We start from the raw sequence: 23,957 nt of genomic DNA, 5'->3' as shown, positions 1-23,957 counted from the left end.
ACCGCCCCGGCGTGATCAGTCGACCGTGGCACGCCTGCTTCGCTGTCAGCACGGTATCGATAACGCGCATGCAAAATTATTGTTGAGCCGGTGCATCCAGAACGGCACCCGATGGGTAGTTCTTATCAGGCAGTCGGTGATTGCCTGACCCATGACCCCCACGGAGTTCGCCCCATGATCATCAAGCCCGCTTTCTCCCTGCTCGCCGCCTGCCTTGTACTGGCATCTGCCCCCGCCCATGCCCAGTCGGGCGTCCCGGAGGCGGTCAAGGTTCCCGATGGCCACGCCATCATGCTGGAAACCGTCGGTGTCGGTGAGATCACCTACGAATGCCGCGACAAGGCCAATGCGCCAGGCCAGACGGAGTGGACCTTCGTCGGCCCCAAGGCGGTGCTCAATGATCGCAGCGGCAAACCTGTAGGTGACTATTTTGGTCCTCCGGCCACCTGGCAGGCCAAGGACGGTTCGAAAGTGACCGGCACCCAGCTTGCCGTCGCCCCGGTGGCCAAAGGCGATATCCCGTATCAACTGGTCAAGGCCAACCCTGCCGAGGGCAATGGCGCGATGCAAGGAGTCAGCTACATCCAGCGCCTGGCGACTCGCGGTGGCGTAGCGCCTTCTGTGGACTGTACGGCGCAGAGCAAAGGCGCGCAGCAGAGGGTCAAGTACCAGGCGGACTACGTGTTCTGGTCCGCCAAGTGACGAGGGCTTGAGCGGCACGCCAGCGATTGATCATCTACGCTGCTGGACGTGCCCCAGGCTGCTAAGCCAGGGCACCGTCCAGGTTTCATGATGAAGGAACGCCCCATTTTGAATTCGCCCGTTGTTCCATTTGATTTCGAGGGCTGTCTTGCCGCTTGTGCCCAAGGAGACCGCCACGCCTTGCAGGCGCTCTATGAGCATGAGGGGGCACGTTTGCTGGGCGTCGCACGGCGCATCGTGCGCGATCAGGCGAGCGCGGAGGACATCGTTCACGATGCCTTTGTGCGTATCTGGACACGTGCTGCCAGCTATGACCCATCGCGCGGTTCAGCCCGAGGCTGGGTGTACAGCATCACCCGTCACCTGGCGCTGAACTTCGTGCGTGACGGCCGCTGGGAAACCGACCTGGGCGAGCCTGGCGTGATCGCGGCTGTAACCCTGGCCCCGGAGCTGGACGACCTGCAACTATGGTCAGGCTCGGCGAAAATCTATCGCTGCCTTGAGCAACTGCAACCCGCTCCCCAGCGTTGCATCCTGCATGCGTATGTGGATGGTTGCAGCAATGCCGAAATCGCAACCCTGCTGGGTGCGCCGTTGGGCACCGTGAAGGCATGGATCAAGCGAAGCCTGAAGGCCCTGCGGGAGTGCATGACATGAAGCGTACCCCGGGTGATGAGAGCGCCGAGGACCTGGACGACCTGGCAGCCGAGTATGTGCTGGGTACCTTGAGTGGCGAGCAGCGTGCTGCCATGCAGGACCGGTTGAAAACGGAGCCGGCCGTAAAAGCCGCAGTTGATGCCTGGGAGGCCCGCCTGCTTGAACTGACCACGCAAGTTGAACCCGTCACGCCAAGCCACCGCTTGTGGGGCCGGATCGAGCGCAGCCTTGAAGAGGCTTACCCGCCAGTGCATCCACGCGCTGGCTGGTGGCAGCGGCTTGGACTCTGGCAGGGCTTGAGCGCTGCGGGGCTTGCAGCAAGCTTGCTTCTGGCCTTGGCGCTGTTGACCAAGGCGCCGCCTGTGACCACCTACATGGTGGTGCTCGTGGCGCCGTCGGGCCAGGCCCCGGGTTGGGTAGTGCAAGCCAACGATGCCAGCATGATCGAACTGATCCCCCTTGGCGTGGACGATGTGCCCGAAGGCATGACCTTGCAGTTCTGGACCAAGGGCGAGCAGTGGCGCGCACCTGTTTCGCTGGGGTTGGTCAAACCGGGCGAACAGTACCGCGTGCCGCTGAGGCGCTTGCCTGCGCTTGAGCCGAACCAGTTGTTCGAGCTGACCCTTGAGAAAGCGGGGGGCTCTCCTACTGGTGCTCCAACAGGCCCGGTCAAGTTCATCGGCCGCGCAGTGAAAGTAATATGACGTAGGCGGGCCCCAGGCAATACTGATTCGCTTGGCTGACCGATGACTCCAGCTTTAAAGTCAACTCGGGGTCGATAGCATTTTCAGGGTGGGTTATGAGAATTGGCGAACTGGCGAAAATCAGCGGGTTGGCACCGTCACGCATCCGGTTCTACGAGGCAAGCGGCTTGATCAGATCTGTCGAGCGCAAAGCGAATGGCTACAGGGACTACGCGCCTGAGACCCAATGGGTGCTGGAGATTATCACCGGAGCGCAGGCGGCGGGGTTTTCATTGGAAGAAATACGGCAACTGATGCCGACGAATGCCAGCGGCTGGCACCACGACCAGTTGCTCAGTGGACTCAAGCAAAAGGTTGAGGAAATTGGTGTTCTGCAGCGCCGGCTAGCGCAGAACAAAGCGCAGCTTCTTCTCGTCATCCAAGGCATCGAGGGTAAGCCCGAAGGTATGGAGTGTGCGGAAAATGCGCAAATGCTGATCAATCGTTTGCGTGAAGAAGGGGTTGGCCAAGCCTCAGGCAAGCGTGCAGTAAAATCCGCGTCCCGGCGGGCGCCGTGACAGGGCTGGCAAGACAGCTGTCGGCCAGGATCAGGGTATACATGTCGATCAGGTAGCGAGCTTGCCAGGGGCTGGTGCGATGAACCTGAAAAAGCTGTTGACCTTAAAGTTTACTTTAATCTTAAGGTGGCCTCATCTTCAGTTGAGGACTGCCCATGAACGTATTCGACACCCTGATGCTTCCCAACGGTTCGACCATCAAGAACCGAATCGCCAAAGCCGCCATGGAAGAGAACATGGCGGACGCCGATCAGGCGCCTTCCCAAGCACTGATGCGTCTCTATCAAGCATGGGCCGACGGTGGTGCCGGCCTGATCATCACCGGCAACGTGATGGTCGACGGCCGCGCGATGACCGGGCCGGGTGGCGTGGTGTTGCAGGACGACCAGCAACTGCACAAATTCAAGCGCTGGGCGCGTGTGGGGCGATCCGGCGGCGCGCAGTTCTGGTTGCAGATCAATCACCCAGGCCGGCAGATGCAGGCCAACCTTGGGCAAAAAACCTGGGCACCTTCAGCAGTGCCGCTGGAGCTTGGCAAGATGTCCAAGCATTTTGTCACGCCGTATGCAATGACCCCTGGCGTGATCGAAGAGGTTATCCAGCGCTTTGCGAATACCGCACGCCTCGGCGAGCGCGCAGGGTTCACTGGCGTGGAAATCCACGCTGCCCATGGCTATTTACTGAGCCAGTTTCTGTCGCCGTTGACCAACCAGAGGACGGACGAGTGGGGCGGGGCTCTGGAAAACAGGGCACGCCTGTTGCTCGAAATCGTCAAGGCGGTCAGGGCTGTGGTTTCTGCGGATTTTGCAGTGGCGGTCAAGCTCAACTCGGCTGACTTCCAGCGCGGAGGCTTCAGCGCCGATGACGCGAAAAGGGTAGTTGGGTGGCTCAACGACCTGGGCGTGGATATGGTGGAGTTGTCGGGAGGCAGTTACGAAGTACCGGCCATGCAAGGTGAAGCGCGCGATGGCCGTACCCTGGCTCGCGAAGCATATTTCGTCGAGTTCGCCCGTGAGATCCAGACCGTCGCCAGGATGCCGGTGATGGTCACCGGCGGTATACGTCGCCGCCCGGTGGCCGAAAGCGTCGTGCAGCGTGGTGTGGACATGGTGGGCATCGGAACCGCGTTGGCCATCGATCCGCATTTGCCTCGTGACTGGCTGCAAGGCAAGGAAAATGCCCCGCAATTGCCGCCGATCACCTGGAAAAACAAAGCCCTGGCAGCCTTGGCGAACATGGCAGTAGTGAAGTACCAATTGCGCAAACTCAGCCGAGCTAAAAAGCCCGACCCGAGTGTTTCACCAGTACGCGCGCTGATCTTGCAACAGCTCTCCATGGCCGTTCGTACTCGCCAGTATCGGAGATGGATCGAAAAGGCTTCGCATAATGGGCTGGGAGACGCAGGATGAGCATGCCCTGGAACACTCCCCGATGGCCTCAGAATGCGACTGACCTGCGGTGCTCAGCGGTTGCCACCACGCTGCCGCGCTTGAGTACCATCAGCCGTGTCGGCAGGTCGAGAATGACATCGGCCACAGCCCGGCAATCCACCATCACCACGTCGGCATCATTGCCCACCGCCAAACCGTGGCGTTTCAAGCCCAACGCTTTGGCAGGGTTGGTCGTGAGCATCGACAACACGGTGGCCTGATCATCCGCGCCGCCCAAGTGGCACGCGGGAATGGCCAGTTGCGCAATGTGCAGCAGGTCGCCAGTGCCATACGGTGTGAATGCGTTGCGGATGTTGTTGGTGGCCAGGCAAACCGTGACACCGCCGTCGCGCAGTGCACGCACCGGTGTCAGGGTGCGTCTGACATTGTGACTGTCACCCCGAGCTCCCAGGTGCAGGTCGGTGGCGGGCAGGCACATCACGCTGATGTCGGCCTCACGTAGCAACGCAATCACTTGTGCCTGTCGCGCTGGCGAGGCAGCGGCCAGGCTGGTCAGATGCCCAACGCAGACCCGTCCTTGGTAGCCTTCGGCAATGGTTCGACGTGCCACGTACTCGATGGTCATGTGCTCGGCGTCATCGGCGAAGTCCTGGTGCAAGTCGATGTCTTTGCCGTAGCGCTTGGCCAAGTCAAAGACGAAATCAATGTGCTCCAGCGGCGACACGTCGTTGTAGGGAATGCCGCCCACCACATCGGCGCCCATCTCCATTGCCTGGGCCATCATGGCCTGCATGCCAGGCAGCTTGAGAATGCCTTCTTGCGGAAAGGCCACGACCTGGATGTCGATCACCTCTCGGAACTGCTCGCGCAACTCCAGCACCACTTCGAGCCCGGTGAAGCCTTGGGCGGGGTCGAACTCGGCATGGGCACGTACATGCGTGGTACCGGCCTGAACCAGTGCGCGCAGCACCTGGATCGAACGTTCGCGGATATCCTCACGGGTCAGTGTGGGCTTCAGTTCGGCGGTGACGGCGATCGCTTCCTTCAAGGTGCCGGAACGGTTGGCCTTGCGGTGCATCACGTTGGCTTTTTCCAGGTGCAGGTGGCCTTCGACAAACCCGGCAACAAGCACTTTGCCGTCGCCTTGGATTTCGTGCGCTGCGGTGGTGGCGATGTGCTGCGCGATGTCGGCGATTTTGCCTGCTTGCACGGCCACATCTACCAGTGGCTGGGCGTCGTCAATGCGTACATTGCGAAAGATAAGGTCCATCAACTTCAGTCCTCATATAGAGTGCGGCCGCGCTGCGAAGGCCGGGCTCAGTTATTCGAGCAACCATTGCCCATCACGCGGTACTCAAGCACATGCTCATTGCCTTGGGAGTCTTCGTACGTCATGCGAGCGGGTACCACCTCGCAGACATCAGGTACCTGGCTCATGGAAATGACGCGAGCGATATCGAGGTGCCGGGAGTAGCTGTATTGTTCAACCGGTGCCTGCTCGACCTGTTGCTCGACGTCGGTCGCCATCGCCACGTTACACAGCCCGCCTAGTATCAATGCGAACAACGCTTTCAATTTTGATCACCTTCAGGTTGTGGCTCGGCCGCAACATTGCGGCCGAGCCCATGTGTTGCAGCCAGATCAGAACGGTTTGGTGGGCAGGTATTTGCCATCCAGGGTGATCACCGCGCGCGAGCCACCCTCGGGGTCTTCGACTTTCTGGATGTCCAGCTTGAAATTGATGGCACTGATGATGCCGTCGCCGAACTTTTCATGAACCAGCGCCTTCAAGGTGGTGCCGTACACCTGCAACATCTCGTAAAAGCGGTAGATGGTCGGGTCGGTCGGGACGCCATTTTGAATGCTGCCGCGCAGTGGCACGGTCTGCAGCAGTGCGATGCCGTCAGCGTCGAGGCCGAGCTTGTCACCCACCACCTGGGCGGCGCTCGCCGGCAACGGGTGCTGGCCCAACAGTGCTGCGGTGACGAACGCTTCGGACAAGCCGGTGCCTTCGGTGATCTGGGAGAACGACAGGTCTTTGCGGGCTTTGGCCAGAAGGATGACTTCGCTCAGGGCAAGGCGGGTGTTCTGGCTGATTTGCGATTGGATCATGGTGTTTCTCCTTGGTTGAAAAATACTTAGGCAACGCGCTTGGGTTGATGGGAAACGGCGTGTACTTCGGGGTTGTGGGCTAGGGATACGAATGTGCCTGTACCGCCATCGAAGGCCTCGATCAGCCCGCTTTCGATGTCGTAGATCCAGCCATGCAATGTCACGCGGCCTTCTTCCAGGGCCAGGCGCACCGAGGGGTGGGTCTGGATGTTGGCAAGCTGGGCGATCACGTTTTCGCGCACCATGGCCTCGACCTTGGCCTGCGGGCCGAAATGGTTGCGGGCTTCGTTTACCACTCGTGCGGAATCGGCGTAGCGCAGCCAGCCGGCCACTGCGGGCATGTGGTCCAGGCACTTGCAGGTGGCGATGGCCGTCATGGCACCGCAATCGGAGTGGCCGCAGATGACGATGTCGGAAACCTGCAGGGCCGCCACGGCGTATTCCACCGAGGCCGATACGCCTCCAGGCTCGGGGCCGTAGGACGGCACGATGTTGCCTGCATTGCGGATGACGAACAGGTCTCCGGGTTCACGCTGGGTGACCAGCTCCGGCACCAGGCGGCTGTCGGAGCATGAGATGAACAGGGCACGTGGGCTCTGCTGGCTGGCCAGGTCCTTGAACAGTTTGACGCGCTCGGGGTAGGCCTCTTTCTGGAACTTCAGAAACCCGTCGATGATGTCTTTCATGGTTGACTCCTTGAATGACGCGATGTGTTGAAGCAAAGGTTACGCAGCCCTTTCAATAAGGTAAAAGTCTGATTTATGATCTGGTAGATCAGTTAATCTTATAGGTGCGTCCATGCTTGCCCGACACATCCAGTACTTCATCGCAGTGGCAAACCATCTCAGTTTCACCCGCGCCGCTGCGGCGCTGCATGTGTCTCAACCGGCCTTGTCGCAGCAGGTCCGGCAGCTGGAAGAGAGCCTCGGCACAACGTTGTTCGATCGCTCCGGCCGTACCACGCGGCTGACGGATGCCGGCGAGGTGTATCTGCGCTATGCCAAGCGGGCCGCGCAGGAACTGCAGGAGGCAAAACGAGCCATTGATGACCTCGGCGATCTGAGCCGCGGGTCACTTAGGGTGGGGGTAACGCCGACATTTACCAGCTATCTCGTTGGCCCGCTGGTTGCAGCGTTCCATGGCCGCTACCCGAACATCACGCTGGTGGTGCGAGAGATCGCCCAAGAGGCGATGGAAGAATTGTTGTTGGCCGACGAGGTTGATGTGGGCATAGCGTTCGACAACGGCCATCATCTGGACCTGGAGTCCCAAGCGCTCCTGGTCGAAACCCTCGCGCTGGTGGTAGGCAAGCAGCATCCCCTCGCCACGACGGCCAGTATTGGCCTGGAGGCGTTGAACTCAGAATCGCTGATACTCTTGAGCGCCGAATTTGCCACGCGTGGGCAGATCGACAGCTATTGCCGCCAGCACAACATTCGGCCTCACGTACAAGTGGAAGCCAATACCATCAGTGCGCTTATCGAAGTGGTCAGCAGGACCAAGCTCTCGACCTTGTTGCCGGCCACCATCGCCCAGGCTCACGAGCAGTTGGTCGCTATCGAGCTTGACCAGCAGCGCTTGCAGCGCACTGCTGTTCTGATGCAACGAAAAGGGGTTTATCAAACGGCTGCAGCGAGAGCCTTTGTCGAACTGGCAATGAAAGTGGCCAAGCAACTTGGGGCGCCCGGCTGCTCCGCCCGGTTGATGTAGAAGGGCGCGATAGGCTGTTATCGACCCAAAGCTGCCCTTGGCGGAGGGCAGCTAACGACCCATAGCTGCCCTCCGCGAAAGGCAGCTACCGGCCAATAGCGGCCGTTCTGGAATGGCAGGAAACGACCGATAACGGCCTTCGATACGCGACTTTCGCCCGCCAGCGGCTCGATTGTAAGAATATGGCGGAGAGCTGCAAAACCGCCTACGCTTATAGAATGATTCCTCGAACGCCTTGCCCATCTGGTGGTATAGAACCGAGAGATCTGACTTCCTTTGACCGTCCGCTTAACACCCACCCGGACCAACCCGCGCCTATCGCCAGCAACTGCCCCCTGAGTCCGGTCCACACGACCAGCAGTACGGCGCAACGGGTAAAAGCCAGACCCAGTCCCCCCACTGCCGTTCAAAAGCGACCGATGCCGCAGCACCTCTGGAAACGGGGGCGCTGTTCACGTTCTGCCATGAGGTCAATCCGTATGTATCGGCCGAGCACGATTCCTTACCAGAAGCATCGAGGGTTCAGCCGAACCTTCACTCAGGGGCATTTGAGCCTTGGATTATTCTTTCCCATGGAGGCGTTCGACGGGGACACTCCGAGCATGCTCAACCAGGTCACACTGGCTAAACAAGCCGAGGCGCTGGGCTTCTGCGCGCTCTGGTTTCGCGACGTGCCGCTTCGCGACGTGCCGCTTCGCGACCCTGCCTTCGGCGATGTCGGCCAAGTCTTCGACCCCTGGGTTTACCTGGGTTATATGGCCGCCCATACCTCGGAGATTGCACTTGGCACCGCCTCCATCGCCATCCCGCTGCACCATCCCCTGCACACGGCCAAGGCGTCAGCCAGCGTAGATCAGTTGAGCACTGGTCGCTTGATTCTGGGGGGTTGCTTCGGGAGATCGGCCAGTGGAGTTTTCGGCGTTTGGCGTCGATCCAGAAAGGCGTGGAGAGATCTTTCGAGAACACTACGAAGTGATTCGCCGCGCCCACAGCACCAGTTTTGAGCCCATCCACTGGAGCACTGGTGAAATGCAAGGCGCAGACCTGATTCCGAAACCGACCACCCAATTCATTCCAATGCTCGTGACCGGCAACAGTCGCCAGTCACTGGATTGGATCGCGCGTGAGAGCAACGGATGGATCAACTATCCACGCATTCCGAACATGCAGCGGCTGGTCGTGGAAGATTGGCGACTGGAGGTCACGAAACAATGTGGTTCTGTGTATAAGCCCTTTACTCAGTCGCTGTACATCGATCTCGATGAGAATCCGTCAACGCCACCCACACGTATCCATTTGGGGTTCAGACTTGGACGTTACCATCTACGTTTTTTGCTGGAGTCGCTTGAGGAAATCGGCGTGGACCACGTCATTCTCAATCTCAAATACGGCAAGCGCCCTGCGGTGGAAGTTATTGAGGAATTGGGTACGCACATCGTTGCGCAGTTCGGAGTGCAGCCGCGTCAGGCAGCTCATTGAACATCGGTCACTGCTACGCCGACGAATGCTCACTTGACGAAACCATAAGGTGTCACGGCGCGGATGACCTCCGGTTCTATATCAATGATGGAGATCTTCGCGCCATGAGCGACCGGTGCCCGGCAAACAATCTACCCTACCCAGCCTAAACCCGTGATGAGCACGTTGCCTTGCAGATTCTGTGCGGCTTCCACGCCGTCCCTGGACACGATTTGCGCGCGTATCCTTTCACTTATACCGAGCGCGCAAGCATGGCATGAATCCTGGACACGGCACTTTAGCCATGACATTTATCTTCAATACAAGTGTTTTGATTGATCACCGCCCGGAACAGCAGCAGGCCCAGGCTATCCTGATTTTCACAAAATACATCGTGGGCCTCCCAGTACTGACTGGAGCTTCCTATTGGGTTTGCTTAGCCGGGTAGCTTGGCCGCAAGGACGTCAACCTTCTCGATTGATGGCGGTTCGGCAAATAGCTCGGCAGCGTTTGCCATAAGCGCCGCCGCGACCTTGCCCGAAAGATGAGCCTGCCGGCCCGCTTCATCCGGGAATGCGTCAAAGATGCCAAAGGTGGACGGCCCCAAGCGGATTCCAAACCAGGCTGTAGTGGCTGGCTCTTCCTCCACTAACGGAAGGCCACCCAAAAGAAAGCTCTCTACATCCTTTTCTTTCCCGGGTTTTGCTTCTAGGCGAACGAACAACGCTACTTTGACCATGATGTGGCTCCTGTCGTTACGATGCGGCTGGCGCTATCAGATCGCGATAGCTAAGAGGGGCATCCGAGACTCTTAACTATGGTCGACGATACCAGGATTACAAACCCAAATAGACCAAGGGTAGCGGCGAGTAGCGCACGAGCAGTGAGAACGACGTAGTGGGCAGCATGTAACCGCAAGTCAGCCACTTGCTCACTTGGTCCCACCCTCTGGTCTGATAATGATGATTCAACGATATCTGAAATTTAGAAAAACATAAGAGATCATGGTTGCTGTCAGGCCGACCAATATGTACTCGACGCGGGGTAAAAACACGACTAACCCGCCCAAAGAAAACACTATCAACGTGTTTTGTAGGATGTATTTCCTTATTCTACTCACGGCTATGAAATAGCCATATTGCTTACCTAGGAAAAACAAGGCCATGCCGGTGATCGACATAATCTGGAAATCGCGTATCGCAATGTCGTTCAGGATCGCATGCCTAATCAAATTTGCCAGAAGTGCCAGCCCCATAAAAAGAAAAAGGTGCGAGTAGATTAAGGCGTGCCCACTCATACTGCTTTGATGTTTGTTCAGCAAGTAAAAACTATCAAAATAGATCCACCAGATACTGCAAATCATGATAAATCCGGTGATGGCTGCCATCACGTTATAATAACCCCATTGAATGTTAGATAAGCCTCCGGAAAGGCTAATAATTGACTCCCCCAATAAGATTAGGGTGAGTAGGCCTATGCGCTCAACCAAGTGCTCTGTGTGTGCTGGCAACGGTTTTAGTTTAGTCCAGAAAAATACAGGAAACAGAATATCAAGAACAATCCCAATATAAGCAACAAGGTAACGCAAGGGCGGGTCAAAAATAACGGATGAAAGGCTAATAACTGCGCTAACTAATAGGGCGAAGCCAAGCCTTGAGGAAAGTTCGCCGCGAGAATCGAGTTTACTAATGGACGAAATATACATAACACTGATGATTGCACGTATACCAAAATAGCAGGCAATGATGAGCGGGTAGTTCACTTCCAAGTCTTCCCCGATCCGTGCCGATAGCACAATGAGCAGGAGCATTATGAATAATGTTGCCAAACGGTGAAGATTGCTGTCTGTATCGAACCTGTTGGAGTAAATCGTGTGACTGGACCAGATCCACCACAACGGCACAAAAAGCAGTAAGAATGTCCATAATTGCTTATGTTCAAAGTGTCCATCATGAACATGTCCGAGAGTGTGCGTAACTTGGCCTATCGTAACAACGAAAGTCAGGTCAAAAAACAACTCCAACCATGTGGCGTGTCGATTTTCTTCATAATACTTAAAAGATTTCATTAGTTGCCGGCTCCGTGCCCACCTCTTTAATGTAAAAGGAAGCTAACGTTGGTTTTTCCTCGGCTCCGATGTGGGTGATGCCAAGCCGATGTGGCTCTCTAGCGATTTCGTCCACGCACTAACAAAAGCTCAATCATCTGACTCATCCCGATGAACTCTGGAACTCCGTCATAGCGAAGCCCGTCAATGTAAAACGCTGGGGTGCCATTCACGCCGCTGCGTACACCGCCATTGAAATCGGCATGTATTTTGGGAATGTAAGTATCCTCTTGCATTGCAAGATCGAATTCCTCCCTGGAAAGGCCGTGTTTGAGAACGATGGCGCGATACAGCGGCAGGCCCAATCGATCCTGATTTTCGTACAATTCGTCGTGGGCCTCCCAGAAGAATCCTCGACTCCCGGTATACTCAGCGGTGACCGCTGCACTCAATGCATGGGGGTGAGCGGTGGTCAGAGGGAAGTTACGGAACACAAACAGCAAGTCATCGCGAAAATGCTGTTGCAGATTCTTGACCATCCAATAAGCTTCACCGCAATAGGGACATTCATAGTCGCCAAATTCGACCAAGGTGACCTTGGCATGCGCACTTCCCTGGCGATGGTCGTTGGCACTTACCGGGACTTTGAGAGTGGCCATCTAATCACCTGTTAATTTTTGGTTGGCGTGCTTTGTGGCGAATTCGCCAAAGCATCCAGCGCATCCAGAATACCGTCCGCACCAGGGTTGATTGCCATCGGGGAGACGTAGCTCCAGGCAACCACCCCGTCCTTGTCAATCACGAACAGCGCACGCTTACAAACCCCGAGCTGGGACTCGTACGCTCCATACTGTCGTGCCACAGCCCCTTTGGGCTCGAAATCGGCCAGCAGGCTGAAGTGAAAATTCCGATCTTTGGCAAAGGCCTGATGACACCAGGCGCTGTCAACCGAGATACCCAGTAGCGCCGCACCGTATTCTCTGAATGTGGGTAGCAACTGGTTGTACAAAGTCAGTTGGTCACCACACACCGAAGTCCAGTCAGCGGGATAAAACGCCAATATCACGGGATTTCCCTTTAGCTCACGCAGCGACAACTGTTGATCAGGGGTTGCGTGAAGAGTGAAGTCGGGCGCGACAGTGCCGGCCGGCAGCGGCCCCTGAACCAGGTCGCCATTGGTTTTTTGTGCATCATCGAACTCTAAAGTATTCATAGCTTGAACCTTGATAGATGGGTGGTTGGGACGTGCTCAGTGGGATGCGACGTGCCCGGCGGGATAACTCCATCCACCATCAAGGGGTTCAAAAAAAAACAACGCTGCCTCGATCTCAGCCTGAGCCTGAGTGATGTCGGCAGCGAAACGTTCACGTTCCGCATCAAGGAACACAAGAAGATCCGCCGTGTAATCGCGGAATTGGATTAGGCCAGGTTGGCAGGGGAATGGTCAGATTCGCTCTGGCTCACCAATGACTATAGTCGTTGATGACGCTTACCGTAGTAGCTGAACGATTTATCGCTACCCTCCAGTGCCAACAACACTCACGCGCTTATCTTGCTGCCATTTCAGGCGGCGTTTTAACACGATGATTTTGGCAGCTATTTCGCCACTTCAGACACATTTACATCTGCTTTCTGGACGACAACTGCTGCCCCTTACGACAAGCAGAAATCGACCAGAGGCAGACACTGAAACCGCCTTCAGGTCTACAGAATGAAGGTTGATATGGGAAATGCTCTGGACAAACGAGTCGTTGTCATCAGTGCCGGCATCGTGGGCGCTTCGCTGGCGTAACACCTGGCTGATAAAGGCGCGAATATCACCTTGGTTGAGGCTGAAGGTATCGCGTCGGGAGTGTTTGGAGATTCACTCGCATGGAGCAACATCCTATACGGATAACGTGACCCCATTGCAGCACTGCGCGGAGCAGCAGTCAAAGATGCGGCTCGCGCAGCGATGGTGCTGTACCTAACGAATAGTCGAGATCGGTCTTCGGGAAGCTGAGCGGTAGACTTTGCGAATATTGTCACTGACCGCTTTTGGCCGTTAGCTGCCCTCCGCCAAGGGCAGCTATGGGTCGAATGCAGCCGGTCGCGACTGACCACATTCGACCCATTGCAGACACTCACGGAAAGGAGTACTGCAAACCGAGGCCTCCGATCGCCATTACTGCTGGCTCTGGCTTGACAGCACTCTTCATATTCACTGCAATGAAATGCGTTTAGGGGACGAACCAAGGAACCAGCCATGGGCAAGACGCCATCCTGTTCCCGGGGGACATCCTCCGTGCCTCGGTTTTCATTCCGGTGGGCTTGTTTCTGGTCTGCCTTACATTTTGGTTGGTTGAAGACCGCTTGGACCGCTTGGGCTTTGTAGTTCACGCCCAACGCGCCCGAGGCAATGTCAGCGCTGTGAACGCGGGCGGCAGTCATCCACAAATCGACTTTAGGGACGCCACTGGCAGAGTGATCAGCTCACCCGAAACTGGGTTGATGTTCGGCTACGCCATAGGCGACCGGGTTAACGTGTTGTACCGCCCTGAAGCGCCCGCTACGACCGCACTCATCGATGACCGAGGCGCGCTGCTGGCCGGTCTGTTCGCTTGCGTATTCGCGTTGGGAGGTAGCCGCTACCACCTGGCCGCATGGATTTACCGACGCCGGATGGCGCAACCAGTTGAAATGGGTTGCGACCACCGCCGGCCTTTGGGTAGTGCGCCTCAATCAATGCCACCAATCAGCTCCACGGCAGCATCTGCTCCATCTCGGCCATGAAACGCTCGCGAAGGGTTTGCTTGCGCTTACCGGCGTTACTCGAAATCGGAAAAGCTCATCTGACTCATGAGACGGAGGGCTTGTAGAGGGCAGTGGACGGAGGGCTATTTCAGCACAGGTCAGACGGCCTGTGCTGACTTGATCGGAGAATCCCTAAGCTTCAACGATATACATAATGGAAAATGGTTAGAGCAATGAGCAGTACCATTTGGATGGCTAACATGCTCACCAATAATCGTCTCATGTTGGGCGGAAAACGTTTAACTTCATTTAAGTCGATCAAGCCTCTGCGCAAAAAGATTGACGGTATCGCCAGCACCAAAGAGATCGACCCCGTGCGCATGACTTTGCCCAGTAAGCCTGCATGCTGGAATATTTTTTTATTGCCGGCCACGTACGTACAGTTCGGGAGTAACGACTCAAAGTGCTCAGTGTATTTATGTGCGATGTAACACAGCACGATCATCGACAGAACTATGGGCGCAAGGATCAACAGCGCAATCAATCCAGGGTCAACTGCATTCACTCCGATACCTCACGATATAAAAAATCACCCACCATCTCACCTCCCCAGCTCCCGATGTCTCCGAAGATTTTACCGCCAACTGCACCGCCTACCACAGCACAAACCAGTGCTCCAGGGCCGCCTGTAGTAACCCCCAGAACGACTACACAAGCACCAGCCCCTGCCATACCTCCCGCATACCCACCGAGGCTGCCGCCTCCCAGGCCACCTATCAACGCCGAGCTTTCAACATATTTGGCGCGGCGGCACTGCTCCTCCCGGCCCATTGTGCAGGCTTTATGAATCGACAAGCCTGTGGCAGCCACATCCAGCGCAGTACCGATATACGTGCCTTTCTTGACCAAATTCGACGCTTTGGCAACACCAGATACCTTGTCGGCATAGCCGGCGATCTCGCCTGTGTGGAGGTAGCTGCGGGTCGAGATGCCCAATGCCTGCTTGACCTTTCCTTGGTTACGTAACCCTGAACCGTACGCGGCGAAGTTTCCCAGCTGCTTTTCGAGCTTCATGAACAAAGCGGTGCGCTTGGCATAAAACGCGTCGCGGGCACTCAAGGTGCCAGAGCCGAGGTACTCGCGATGTAATTTCTCGATCTCCTCAAGTGTGTCCTTGATATTTTGCAGATGCCTGCTCCAGCCTTCACCGACTGCACCAACTCCCATTGAAGCGTTGGCAAGAACGCTTTGCAGCAAGTCGAAGTGCTCCAGGAAAAAATCATCCGCGTCCACCCCACTTGTAAGCAAGCCAGCGTGCACCTGAGCAGCCTTGGCCATGAGGAAAGCTTCGTGGCTGGTGCAAGACATCGAAAGCCATATTTACCGCTCCTTGGTAATGGTTGGAATGATTCTCGAAGGAAGAGTATGACACTTATATCAAAAAAAGTTCCTGGGCACGTTATGGGTTTTCCGATCAAGTCAGCACAGGCTGACCTGACCTGTGTTGGGATAGCCCTTCCTAGGAATTGGGGGACGCTAGCGCACGATCCGCGCAATTTACTACCTGCTGAGAGAGGATTAGAAAGCCTTGGAGCGATGCGTAGCCTATTACTGGAGTAGTTGCCCCCGCGTCAGAAAGGCCCAAACGTCCTGGGAGTGCTTCTTCATGCCGAAGATCTTGCACGGCAATGTGATAAGTGACCCGATGGCGTAAAGCCACATGCCAAGAAGCACGATTGCTACAAAGTCCATGGTGTTTATATCTCCTGGGGCTACCGTAAGGGGCTGGCAGTGGAATTCGTTTACCACGAGGGCAGCTTTGGGTCGATTGCGGTCAGGCGCCACCGGGCTGCTTTCGACCCATAGCAGCTATTCAGGGCAAGCCATATACCCTGTGTTTATCCAGCCACTTCAACAGGAATTAAATCAGACCGGCCGGTACTCAACCGTCAGATGGTTGATTTCGTGAACCGGTTTGAGCCGTTCACGAATGGTGTCGGCGTTCGCAGTGGCATCACCAAGGACGCTTACGATAGCTGCATGGGCTTGTGGTCCAACCCGCCAGACATGCAAGTCCGTGATAGTGACATCCCCCTGTCTCTCAACCAGTTCGCGGATCTCCAAGGCGACGTGTTCATCTGTCTGATCCAGCAGTACTCCTGCGGTGGCCCCCATCAAGGTCCATGCCCAGCGCGCAATAACTACGGCGCCGACAATCCCCATGACCGGGTCCAGCCACACCCAGCCGAGATACTGGCCGGCGAGCAATGCAGCAATAGCCAGAACGGAAGTCAGCGCGTCCGCAATGACGTGTACGTAGGCCGATTTCAGGTTGTTGTCGTTACCGTGATGGGCGTGGGCATGGCCGTGATCATGATCGTGCCCATGACTATGCCCGTGACCTAGCAGCAGGGCACTGACAATGTTGACGATCAAACCGGCAATCGCGATGAGCGTCGCGGGGCCGAACTGAACTTCTGTTGGCTGCATGAGGCGCATGACAGACTCAACGCCCATTCCCACTGAGACCATTCCGAGAATCAGCGCCGAGGCGAATCCGCCCAAATCTCCAACCTTACCGGTACCGAAACTGTAGCGCTGGCTGGAAGCGTGGCGTTTTGCGTATACATAAGCTGCCGCTGCGATGCCCAATGCGCCGGCATGAGTTGCCATGTGAAAGCCATCAGCCAGTAACGCCATCGAGCCCGTGATATAGCCAGCGGTGATCTCACCAACCATCATCACAACGGTCAGCGCCACAACCCAAAGCGTACGTTTGGCATTTTCGTCATGTGCTGAGCCAAGGAACACATGATCGTGAGCGTAATTTATGTTCGTGCTAGTCATGAGCGTGATCCTGGATGCGTTCACTTGGAGTAACGGCGAATCGCTTCAAGAAGCTCCTCGACGCCTTTGTTACGCTCTTCTTCGCTGAGAGCAGGGTTCGCGACATGCTCCCGCGCGTGATCTTCGATGATTTCCTCCATCAAGCCATTGATAGCTCCGCGAGTAGCGGCAACAAGGTGCAGTGTTTTCGCGCAATCAAGGTCCGACTCCAATGCCCGCTCAACGGCTTGGATTTGTCCGGCGATACGTTTCACGCGTTTGAGCAGATCGTCTTTGTTTGCTGCAATGTGGCCCATGGGATACCCCCCCTACCTATACTCCCTGCATGATAGGTATACCCCCTATACGTATGCAAGGTTTAGCAGATGGAAGGCTTATCTACACGTCCTTGCGGGTGGAGTGACTTCATTTTCGAGGGTAAAGCGAGGGGTTTGGAGGGGCCGCCTCTCGCCGATTACTACCCCCTTGCGACAGGCCGCTTTGGGTCGAAAGCAGCCGGTCACGACAGACCACTTTCGACCCTTTGCAGCCATTCGAGATATCAAGCCAAGAGCGACTCAAGAATCACATCCGCACGTGAGCGATTGCCATTGCTCTTGACCCGTTGTCGCCCCCCCCTAAAATAGCGATCCCAAATCAAGGAACGATTTCATGATCACCTGTCATGTCCAGTACGTCATCGACCCCTATCAGGGTGGGGTTCATAATCTGGTTAGATTTTTCAAGTAAGGACACGCGCATGACCAAGTGCAAATTCATCCTGCCCCTACTGGCGGCTGCGGCAATGGCGGGCTGTGTAACCACCGAGCAGATGCCGGACGGAACCACCAAGATTCGTTTCTCGGACGAGGCTGTCAGTTCGCTGACCTCGATGATGCCCAATGCCCTTGTAACCGGGGGTGCGGGAGGTGCAGGTGGGGGGGCGGTCAACCTAATCCCCACTATGAGCCCGATGCCGACCGGCGAGCCACTGTACCTCAACGGGCAGTTCGAGCTGCAATGCGCATCCGCTTTGCTTTACAGCGCAAAGTCGGGCCGGCCGCTGGACGCGCAAATCAGCAACAAGTGCCGCTCCAGCTACCTCTTGCGCCAGGAGCAGCTCAGAATGGCGGGCAAGTCCTATGACCGGGGGGCGCCAGCGTATGATCCTTCAAATCCGCCAAATGAATACTGGGCCAAAGTGGTGGGTCGCACGGTGAGCCAGCTGGCGGCTACGGATCAGTTCACTGCGCGGTTTGCCGGCTACCCGCGGATCGAGAGCGGTGGCGGTATCACGATTTCTGTACGTATGCTGGGCGAGACCCAAGGGACTTACGCTGCATTGGCAACCACGCCAGCGCGTACGCCGGTGGTTCTGGATGACGCGCAGTTCGAGCTGGGGATGCGCCAGCGTGCGGCTAGTGTCGGCAACCAGGTGGTGGATGCTATCGCATGCGATGCGGTGCTCGCTTACAGCAAGACTGTCGACAAGGGGCCGAGGCCCTCAAGCATTTCTGTCAGTGCATACACGCGCTATGAGGTGCTGTTCACGGTCACATCCATGGGATGCAAGGACAGCACCCGGCAGTTCAAGACTGCTTCGCGATAGCGCGTGAATTCACCGCAGATGTCGTCTGCAGCTGCGGCTGTCTCGATGATCCCTGTGGAGCGTACGTTCTACTCAGCGGTTTTCAAGACCGTGGGATAAATCCAGAACCCATGCCTCTTGCGGGGCGGAATCGATTACAAAACAAATACGAAACGGCACGGCTACAGGCCGCATACTGCAAGGGTCGCCGTTTCAGTTTTGGAATCGATTTTAGCCCATTTCGTAGAGGTAACGGAGGCGCTGTGAAATGACGCAAAGTGAGTTTTTCAAGCGCCTCGGCGCTCCGCTCGCAAACAGTCGATGGTCTTGGGGAGGTAGCCGGGAAGACGGGGCTGTGGTGTTGCGGGTGTGGCAGGACCGGAACCGGAAACACGACGGCAACTGGTACATGATGCTCACGCATCACAGCAAGTACGAACACGCGCTTGAAAACCTGGGATATCGAGAGCGCAATGAGCATGTGGCCAGAATTCGCTCCGGAGCAGCTTGCTACATGGTGATGTGCCGAGCCGAAGACGTCACAGCAGCGCCTCGCAAGGTTCTTTCGTTCGACCAGGATGATGTTTTCGTTGGGGGCGCATTGATCGATCTGGACGGTGATGTCTGGATCGAAATGACCAGCAGAATCCCAGCATCAACTCTTTACCTCCAGTAATGCAGCAGTAGCGTGGAAAATCGACCTCAGGCCGCGCCACCAGCGGCCTATGCGTCGAAGCTGTCTTATATGCATTGGCGATTTTGGGCGACTTTCGCCCAGTAAAACCGAGAAGCTCTCGAGCGGTTTTAGACAGCCTATAAGCCCCACCCTGGCGTTCTGCCGACGACCCTTTCTGGCTCGTCACTTTCCCTGCTTTTGGAGAACTCGTAACTGAACAAGCCGATTTATTAACCTGATCGATTGCTAGCCCGCCCTTGACCCTAGCGAGGCAACGAGCGGCAACAATGCTCATCCTCGACCGACCGCTTTCGACCCAAAGCAGCCCTTCATTGATGGCGATCAGGGTCCAGAAGTGGGGTCCGATCATCACCTGATCAGCAGCCTGTCACCATCGCCAAGCGATATGCTCGACATTGTCCAGTCCACTCGAAGTCCATTTAATAATGCTTCTCAGTTAGTGTAGTATTCGCCGCTCTCCGGCTGAGCCGGTTTACCGACGTAGGGCTGAGCATGTCGCGCATTGGCACCTCTGAGTTGCTGACCAACTTCCATGAGCACTACGCGGAACTGATGGCGTTCCTGGCTCGGCGGCTGGGCAACGTCGAGCAGGCTGCCGATGTAGCGCAAGACACCTACCTGCGGTTGGTCAACCTCCCTGCGGGCGAACCGATCCAGGAGCCGCGCGCGTTCCTGTTCCGCATCGCCGGCAACCTGGCCATCGACCGTATGCGGCGCGAGGGGCGGTTCAATGCCCTGCATGCCGACGAGTCGCAAGCCCTGGAGGTCTGCGACCCACGCCCTTCACCCGAGTCGGCGCTGATGACCGATGAGGCCTTGGCGCAGCTCGATGTCGCGATGGACCAGTTGCCCACCAACGCACGCCTGGCGCTGCTGCTCAATCGTCTCGAGGGGCTGACGCATGCCCAGATCGCCACCAGGCTCGGCGTGTCCGAGAGCACTGTAGGCAAGTACATCGTGCAAGCGGTACGTCATTGTCGCGACTCCTTGAGCAAGAAGGAGTGGATATGAACCGCTTGCCTTATTCGGACACCACCCCCCAAACTCCGACGCCTCCTCATGCTGCTCAGCTTGCAGAAACCATGACCGATACCGTTGATCCTTTCGAGCTGGAAGACCAGGCCATCGAGATGCTGGTGCATCTTCAGTCCGGCCGGGCTACTGCAGCCGACCACTTGGCCTATGAGCGCTGGTGCCAGCGCTCCGAGGCCCATGCCCTGGCCGCCAGAAAGTCCGAGGCGTTGTGGGGGGCATTTGCGCACACGCCGAAAGCCCAACAGTTCGTCGCCCCAAGCCCGCGCAAGCGGCGCAGACCCGCACGCGCCTTGTGGGCGGTGGGCCTGGCCGCGTGCCTGGCGCTGGTGATGATCAGTGCAGGGCTGCTACGGCCTTGGTCGGCCCTGTATGCCGATCAGGTGACCGATGCTGGCGAGCGGCGGGAAGTGCGCCTGCAGGACGGCAGCGTTGTCTGGATGAACGCAGACACCGTGTTGTCGGTGGGCTACAGCCAAAATCGACGCGGTATCACGCTATATCAAGGGGAGGCGCTATTCGAGGTGGCCAAGGACCCATCGCGGCCTTTCATCGTGCACGCGGCGCAAGGAGATGTGCAGGCCGTCGGCACCCGGTTTGATGTAAACCAGCGCGGTGACGAGGTGACCGTGCAGGTGAGCGAAGGCATCGTGCAGCTCAGTTCGGGTGGGCAGAGCTTACGCCTGCCGGCCGGGCAATCCTCGGCCTATCGGCGCGGTGTGGCGCCTCAGCCGGGCAAGGCAGTCGATGTGCAGAACGTCGCCACCTGGCAACGCGGCAAATTGATCTTCAACGCGCGCCCGCTGGGTGACGTGCTCGCCGAGCTCGACCGGTACATCCCCGGCATTGTGTACCTCACCGATAAGACGCTGGCGGCCCGGCGCATCAGCGGTATATTCGAGGTGGATGATCCACAGGCTGCCCTGGCCGCGCTGGAGCAGACGCAGCCCCTCCGTATCACCCGGTTGCCGTTGATCACCCTGGTGCGGCCGAAAGACTGACGCCGCACCCTCTCTCTTCCGGGCAGCGCCTTGCAAAAAAAATGAAAATTTTTTGGCAAGGTCCTGCAGGTCGCTTCGTCGTAAAGACGAAGCGCGAATCATTCACATAAAAGTCGCGCAGCCAACTCTAGGGAAAGGTTGCTGTCATGCTGCATATCTGCGTACGTACCCGCGCACAGTCGTTGCGCCAAGCGGTGGCATTCGCCGCCTTGTTCGGCCTCCTGGCACCGGTCGAGGCCCAGGCCAGGGCTTCAGAAAGCTCTGCTGTCACCCAGGTCTTCACCATCGTTGCCCAGCCACTGGACAGCGCACTAACCCGTCTGGCCGACCAGGCCGGCCTGCGCATCATTTTCAATTCTGACGAGATAAGCGGAATGCGCAGCGCTGGGCTGCGTGGGGCCTACACGATCAACGAGGCGCTCGAGCAACTGCTCAGAGGCAGTGGTTACGGCTACGAGTACGTAAATGACAAGACGCTGACCTTGCGCAAGATAGCGACGGATTCATCAGCGCTGGAGCTGGGCGCTACCGATGTGAATGCACTTGGACTGGGGGCGACTACCGAAGGGACTGGCTCCTACACCACTGACCTCACCAGTACCGCAACCCGGTTGGGGCTCTCGCCGCGAGAGACGCCTCAATCCATCAGTGTCGTCACGCGCCAGCAGATGGACGACCAGAACATGCAGTCGCTGGAAGACGTTGCCAAGGCCGCGACGGGCATCAGCACGGTCAAAGGGTTCGGCACAGAGCGCCCGCTGTACTACTCACGCGGGTTCCAGGTCGACGACCTGCAGTTCGATGGCCTGCCGAGCAGTGTCACCGAAAGTTTCTCGATGGACGTCATGTCGGTGAACAACATGGCCATGTACGACCGGGTGGAAATTGTCCGCGGCGCCAACGGCCTGATGCAAGGCGCAGGTAACCCGTCTGCGGCGATCAACATGGTGCGCAAGCGACCCACGCGTGAATACCAGCTCAAGGCGGAAATCGGCGCCGGCTCGTGGGACAACTACCGCACCCAGCTCGATGTCGGCGGCCCGCTGAACGCAGAGGGCACCCTGCGCGGCCGCACGGTGCTGATGTACAACACGAAAAACAGCTACCAGGACTACGCCGGCAAGGACAACCAGCTGTTCTACGTCATCGGCGAAGCCGACCTGAGTGACGCGACCACGGTCGCGCTGGGGGCGTCCTTCCAGCAGGACAACAACAACGGCTACGACTGGGGTGGTTTGCCTACCCACCTGGACGGCAGCTCGTACAACTTCTCGCGCTCGAAGTCGCTCGCCGGCAAGTGGGCCTATCTGGACAAGATCAACCGCAACGTCTTCGCCGATATCAAGCACCGCTTCAACGAGGACTGGAACCTCACCGTCGCCACCAACCTGATCTGGTCCAACGCCGACTTTCTTGCCCAGGTTGGCTATCACACCTACGAGACGGATTCGACGATGCAGTATTGGCCGAACAGTGCCCGTTACGATGACGAGCAGGTCAATCTCGACGCGGCGCTCAACGGCGCATTCACCCTGCTTGGGCGCAAGCATGAAGTGGTGATAGGGACCAACATTCGGCGCGACAGGCTGCAGTACGTCACAGGCTCGGCCAGTGAGAACCCCACCGTCGACATCCTCGACTTCGACACCTCGACGTTCCCCAAACCGCAGATAGTCGGCAGCCTGACCCCCAGCCGGCATGTGCGCAAGGACAAGGGGGTCTACGTCGCCACGCGCCTTAATCCGTTGGACGATCTGCACGTCATTCTCGGCAGCCGCTTGAGCTGGGTCGACTATGACACCCAAGGCCCGTGGGAAACCGACCGGTTCAAGGAAGATCACAAGGCCATTCCCTACGGCGGGATCGTCTACGACCTCACGGACAACACCTCGGTCTACGCCAGCTATACCGAGATCTACAAGATGCAAAGCACCTACAGTGTCGACAACAAGTTGCTGGAGCCCACCACCGGCAGCAACTACGAGGTCGGCGTGAAGAGCGAGCTGTTCGATGGCCGTTTGAATACGGCCCTCGCGCTGTTCCAGGTGGATCAGACCGGCCTTCCACAGGTGGTGCCCGAGGCAGGGCGCGTGTGCGGGCCGACGCGCGATGCGCGGTGCTACACCGAGGGTGCCAAGGTGCGCAACCGCGGGTTCGATGCAGAGGTTTCAGGTGAATTGATGCCTGGTTGGAACGCGTCGATGGGCTACACCTACAGCCATCCGAAATACGTGGCCGGCGCCAGCAAGGGCGACAACTATGGCACCGAGAACTCGCCACAGCGACTGTTCAAGGCCGCCACCACCTATCAACTGCCCGGTGGGTTCGACCAATGGCGAGTGGGCGCCAACCTCTACCATCAGAGCAAGCTGTACCTGAATGATATTACCCAGAGCGCCTACAATCTGGTGGACTTGAACGCCAACTTCCGGATTGACCAGAACCTCAGCGTGCAACTGAACCTCAACAACGTTTTCGACGAGAAGTACTACACCGCGATTTTCAGCCAAGACACTGGCAACTATTACGGCGAACCCCGCAACTTTGCCGTTACGCTGCGCTACGAGAACTAGTCTCCAGTCGCCCGTTTCGGAACGCTTTGAATCGCCCCTTCGGCAGATACTGCCTAAAGGGCGACTCTTGGCTTTTAGCCGATCTGAACCAACGGCCGCTTTGGGTCCAGGCTGTGTGAAAACGCAGTAAATACATCGAAAACTCAGAGTCGAGCTGACTGCCTGTGGA

The 23,957-nt window shown here is 57.4% G+C and carries 22 protein-coding genes and 6 pseudogenes; 14 read left to right on the top strand and 14 right to left on the bottom strand.

What is annotated here, in order from left to right; translation table 11 throughout:
- Positions 1-174: 174 nt before the first annotated feature.
- The 5 genes from WF331_RS17360 (at position 175) to WF331_RS17340 (ending at position 4,029) form a co-directional block, all read left to right on the top strand.
- Positions 175-702 (top strand): DUF3455 domain-containing protein, encoded by a 528-nt coding sequence (locus tag WF331_RS17360; RefSeq protein ID WP_340623151.1) that lies wholly within the window; start codon positions 175-177, stop codon positions 700-702.
- A 108-nt stretch (positions 703-810) separates the two neighbouring features.
- On the top strand, positions 811-1,359 hold the full coding sequence (locus WF331_RS17355; protein ID WP_041168100.1) for a sigma-70 family RNA polymerase sigma factor: 549 nt from the start codon (positions 811-813) through the stop codon (positions 1,357-1,359).
- The gene (locus WF331_RS17350; protein ID WP_049273510.1) at positions 1,356-2,063 is read left to right on the top strand and encodes an anti-sigma factor; all 708 of its coding nucleotides are present in this window, start codon (positions 1,356-1,358) and stop codon (positions 2,061-2,063) included. Before WF331_RS17355 ends, WF331_RS17350 begins: the two co-directional genes overlap by 4 nt.
- Before the next feature lie 95 nt (positions 2,064-2,158).
- Entirely contained in the window at positions 2,159-2,620 is a 462-nt protein-coding gene (locus WF331_RS17345; protein ID WP_340623150.1) for a MerR family transcriptional regulator, read from the top strand.
- Positions 2,621-2,775: 155 nt separating this feature from the next.
- Positions 2,776-4,029 (top strand): NADH:flavin oxidoreductase/NADH oxidase family protein, encoded by a 1,254-nt coding sequence (locus tag WF331_RS17340; RefSeq protein WP_340623149.1) that lies wholly within the window; start codon positions 2,776-2,778, stop codon positions 4,027-4,029.
- A 28-nt stretch (positions 4,030-4,057) separates the two neighbouring features.
- Here the strand turns inward: WF331_RS17340 and WF331_RS17335 are convergent, their stop codons facing one another.
- The 4 genes from WF331_RS17335 to WF331_RS17320 all read right to left on the bottom strand — a co-directional run bounded on the left by WF331_RS17335 (position 4,058) and on the right by WF331_RS17320 (position 6,809).
- Positions 4,058-5,281: an amidohydrolase family protein gene (locus WF331_RS17335; RefSeq protein ID WP_340623148.1), complete on the bottom strand. Its 1,224-nt coding sequence runs from the start codon at positions 5,279-5,281 to the stop codon at positions 4,058-4,060.
- A 47-nt stretch (positions 5,282-5,328) separates the two neighbouring features.
- Positions 5,329-5,586 (bottom strand): DUF2790 domain-containing protein, encoded by a 258-nt coding sequence (locus tag WF331_RS17330; RefSeq protein ID WP_049273517.1) that lies wholly within the window; start codon positions 5,584-5,586, stop codon positions 5,329-5,331.
- Positions 5,587-5,652: 66 nt separating this feature from the next.
- The gene (gene cynS / locus WF331_RS17325) at positions 5,653-6,123 is read right to left on the bottom strand and encodes a cyanase (protein ID WP_284361298.1); all 471 of its coding nucleotides are present in this window, start codon (positions 6,121-6,123) and stop codon (positions 5,653-5,655) included.
- Between the two features lie 26 nt (positions 6,124-6,149).
- Positions 6,150-6,809 carry a carbonic anhydrase gene (locus WF331_RS17320; RefSeq protein WP_016500698.1) on the bottom strand — a complete coding sequence of 220 codons (660 nt, stop codon included), beginning with the start codon at positions 6,807-6,809 and terminating at the stop codon, positions 6,150-6,152.
- 112 nt (positions 6,810-6,921) lie between these two features.
- On the opposite strand from WF331_RS17320, the gene cynR reads away from it, so the two are divergent.
- Together cynR and WF331_RS17310 are read left to right on the top strand one after the other, a co-directional pair.
- Positions 6,922-7,833: a transcriptional regulator CynR gene (gene cynR / locus WF331_RS17315; protein ID WP_284361293.1), complete on the top strand. Its 912-nt coding sequence runs from the start codon at positions 6,922-6,924 to the stop codon at positions 7,831-7,833.
- Positions 7,834-8,312: 479 nt separating this feature from the next.
- Positions 8,313-9,312: pseudogene (locus WF331_RS17310) on the top strand (LLM class oxidoreductase).
- Positions 9,313-9,350: 38 nt separating this feature from the next.
- Here the strand turns inward: WF331_RS17310 and WF331_RS17305 are convergent.
- The 5 genes and pseudogenes from WF331_RS17305 to WF331_RS17285 form a co-directional block, all read right to left on the bottom strand.
- A pseudogene (locus tag WF331_RS17305) lies at positions 9,351-9,533 on the bottom strand (monovalent cation:proton antiporter-2 (CPA2) family protein); the annotation flags it as partial.
- A gap of 194 nt (positions 9,534-9,727) precedes the next feature.
- Entirely contained in the window at positions 9,728-10,030 is a 303-nt protein-coding gene (locus WF331_RS17300) for a putative quinol monooxygenase (protein ID WP_023047152.1), read from the bottom strand.
- 228 nt (positions 10,031-10,258) lie between these two features.
- Positions 10,259-11,359: a low temperature requirement protein A gene (locus WF331_RS17295; protein WP_340623147.1), complete on the bottom strand. Its 1,101-nt coding sequence runs from the start codon at positions 11,357-11,359 to the stop codon at positions 10,259-10,261.
- 98 nt (positions 11,360-11,457) lie between these two features.
- Positions 11,458-11,997, bottom strand: coding sequence for a DsbA family protein (locus WF331_RS17290; protein ID WP_340623146.1), 540 nt, complete (start codon positions 11,995-11,997; stop codon positions 11,458-11,460).
- Between the two features lie 11 nt (positions 11,998-12,008).
- Complete coding sequence (locus WF331_RS17285; RefSeq protein ID WP_078480191.1) at positions 12,009-12,551, bottom strand: redoxin domain-containing protein; 543 nt, start codon at positions 12,549-12,551, stop codon at positions 12,009-12,011.
- A gap of 510 nt (positions 12,552-13,061) precedes the next feature.
- Here WF331_RS17285 and WF331_RS17275 point away from each other — a divergent pair.
- Both WF331_RS17275 and WF331_RS17270 read left to right on the top strand, forming a co-directional pair.
- Positions 13,062-13,232 (top strand): annotated as a pseudogene (locus tag WF331_RS17275) (FAD-dependent oxidoreductase); the annotation flags it as partial.
- A 351-nt stretch (positions 13,233-13,583) separates the two neighbouring features.
- Positions 13,584-14,008, top strand: a pseudogene (locus WF331_RS17270) (DUF3592 domain-containing protein); the annotation flags it as partial.
- 1 nt (position 14,009) lies between these two features.
- Here the strand turns inward: WF331_RS17270 and WF331_RS17265 are convergent.
- The 5 genes and pseudogenes from WF331_RS17265 to WF331_RS17245 form a co-directional block, all read right to left on the bottom strand.
- Positions 14,010-14,178 (bottom strand): annotated as a pseudogene (locus WF331_RS17265) (IS5/IS1182 family transposase); the annotation flags it as partial.
- Positions 14,179-14,270: 92 nt separating this feature from the next.
- On the bottom strand, positions 14,271-14,636 hold the full coding sequence (locus WF331_RS17260) for a hypothetical protein (RefSeq protein WP_198756102.1): 366 nt from the start codon (positions 14,634-14,636) through the stop codon (positions 14,271-14,273).
- A pseudogene (locus WF331_RS17255) lies at positions 14,633-15,436 on the bottom strand (hypothetical protein); the annotation flags it as partial. The gene WF331_RS17260 and the pseudogene WF331_RS17255, both read right to left, overlap by 4 nt.
- 561 nt (positions 15,437-15,997) lie before the next feature.
- Entirely contained in the window at positions 15,998-16,918 is a 921-nt protein-coding gene (gene dmeF / locus WF331_RS17250; protein WP_340623145.1) for a CDF family Co(II)/Ni(II) efflux transporter DmeF, read from the bottom strand.
- A gap of 20 nt (positions 16,919-16,938) precedes the next feature.
- Positions 16,939-17,214 (bottom strand): metal/formaldehyde-sensitive transcriptional repressor, encoded by a 276-nt coding sequence (locus WF331_RS17245; protein ID WP_004575538.1) that lies wholly within the window; start codon positions 17,212-17,214, stop codon positions 16,939-16,941.
- A 443-nt stretch (positions 17,215-17,657) separates the two neighbouring features.
- On the opposite strand from WF331_RS17245, the gene WF331_RS17240 reads away from it, so the two are divergent.
- The 5 genes from WF331_RS17240 (at position 17,658) to WF331_RS17220 (ending at position 23,788) form a co-directional block, all read left to right on the top strand.
- The gene (locus WF331_RS17240; protein ID WP_340623144.1) at positions 17,658-18,506 is read left to right on the top strand and encodes a hypothetical protein; all 849 of its coding nucleotides are present in this window, start codon (positions 17,658-17,660) and stop codon (positions 18,504-18,506) included.
- Positions 18,507-18,753: 247 nt separating this feature from the next.
- Positions 18,754-19,161, top strand: a complete 408-nt coding sequence (locus WF331_RS17235; protein WP_340623143.1) for a hypothetical protein — start codon at positions 18,754-18,756, stop codon at positions 19,159-19,161.
- Positions 19,162-19,674: 513 nt separating this feature from the next.
- A complete protein-coding gene (locus tag WF331_RS17230) occupies positions 19,675-20,193 on the top strand; it encodes a sigma-70 family RNA polymerase sigma factor (protein WP_049273522.1) in 519 nt (172 codons plus the stop codon).
- Positions 20,194-20,264: 71 nt separating this feature from the next.
- The gene (locus WF331_RS17225) at positions 20,265-21,215 is read left to right on the top strand and encodes a FecR family protein (protein ID WP_340623142.1); all 951 of its coding nucleotides are present in this window, start codon (positions 20,265-20,267) and stop codon (positions 21,213-21,215) included.
- 146 nt (positions 21,216-21,361) lie between these two features.
- Positions 21,362-23,788: a TonB-dependent siderophore receptor gene (locus tag WF331_RS17220; RefSeq protein ID WP_340623141.1), complete on the top strand. Its 2,427-nt coding sequence runs from the start codon at positions 21,362-21,364 to the stop codon at positions 23,786-23,788.
- The last annotated feature ends 169 nt before the right edge of the window (positions 23,789-23,957 follow it).

The organism is Pseudomonas sp. YNh, assembly GCF_037993085.1.
In the GTDB taxonomy this organism is placed as follows: Bacteria; Pseudomonadota; Gammaproteobacteria; order Pseudomonadales; family Pseudomonadaceae; genus Aquipseudomonas; species Aquipseudomonas putida.
The sequence above is the reverse complement of the archived record's forward strand: the minus strand, read 5'-3'. Positions and strand labels throughout refer to the sequence as shown.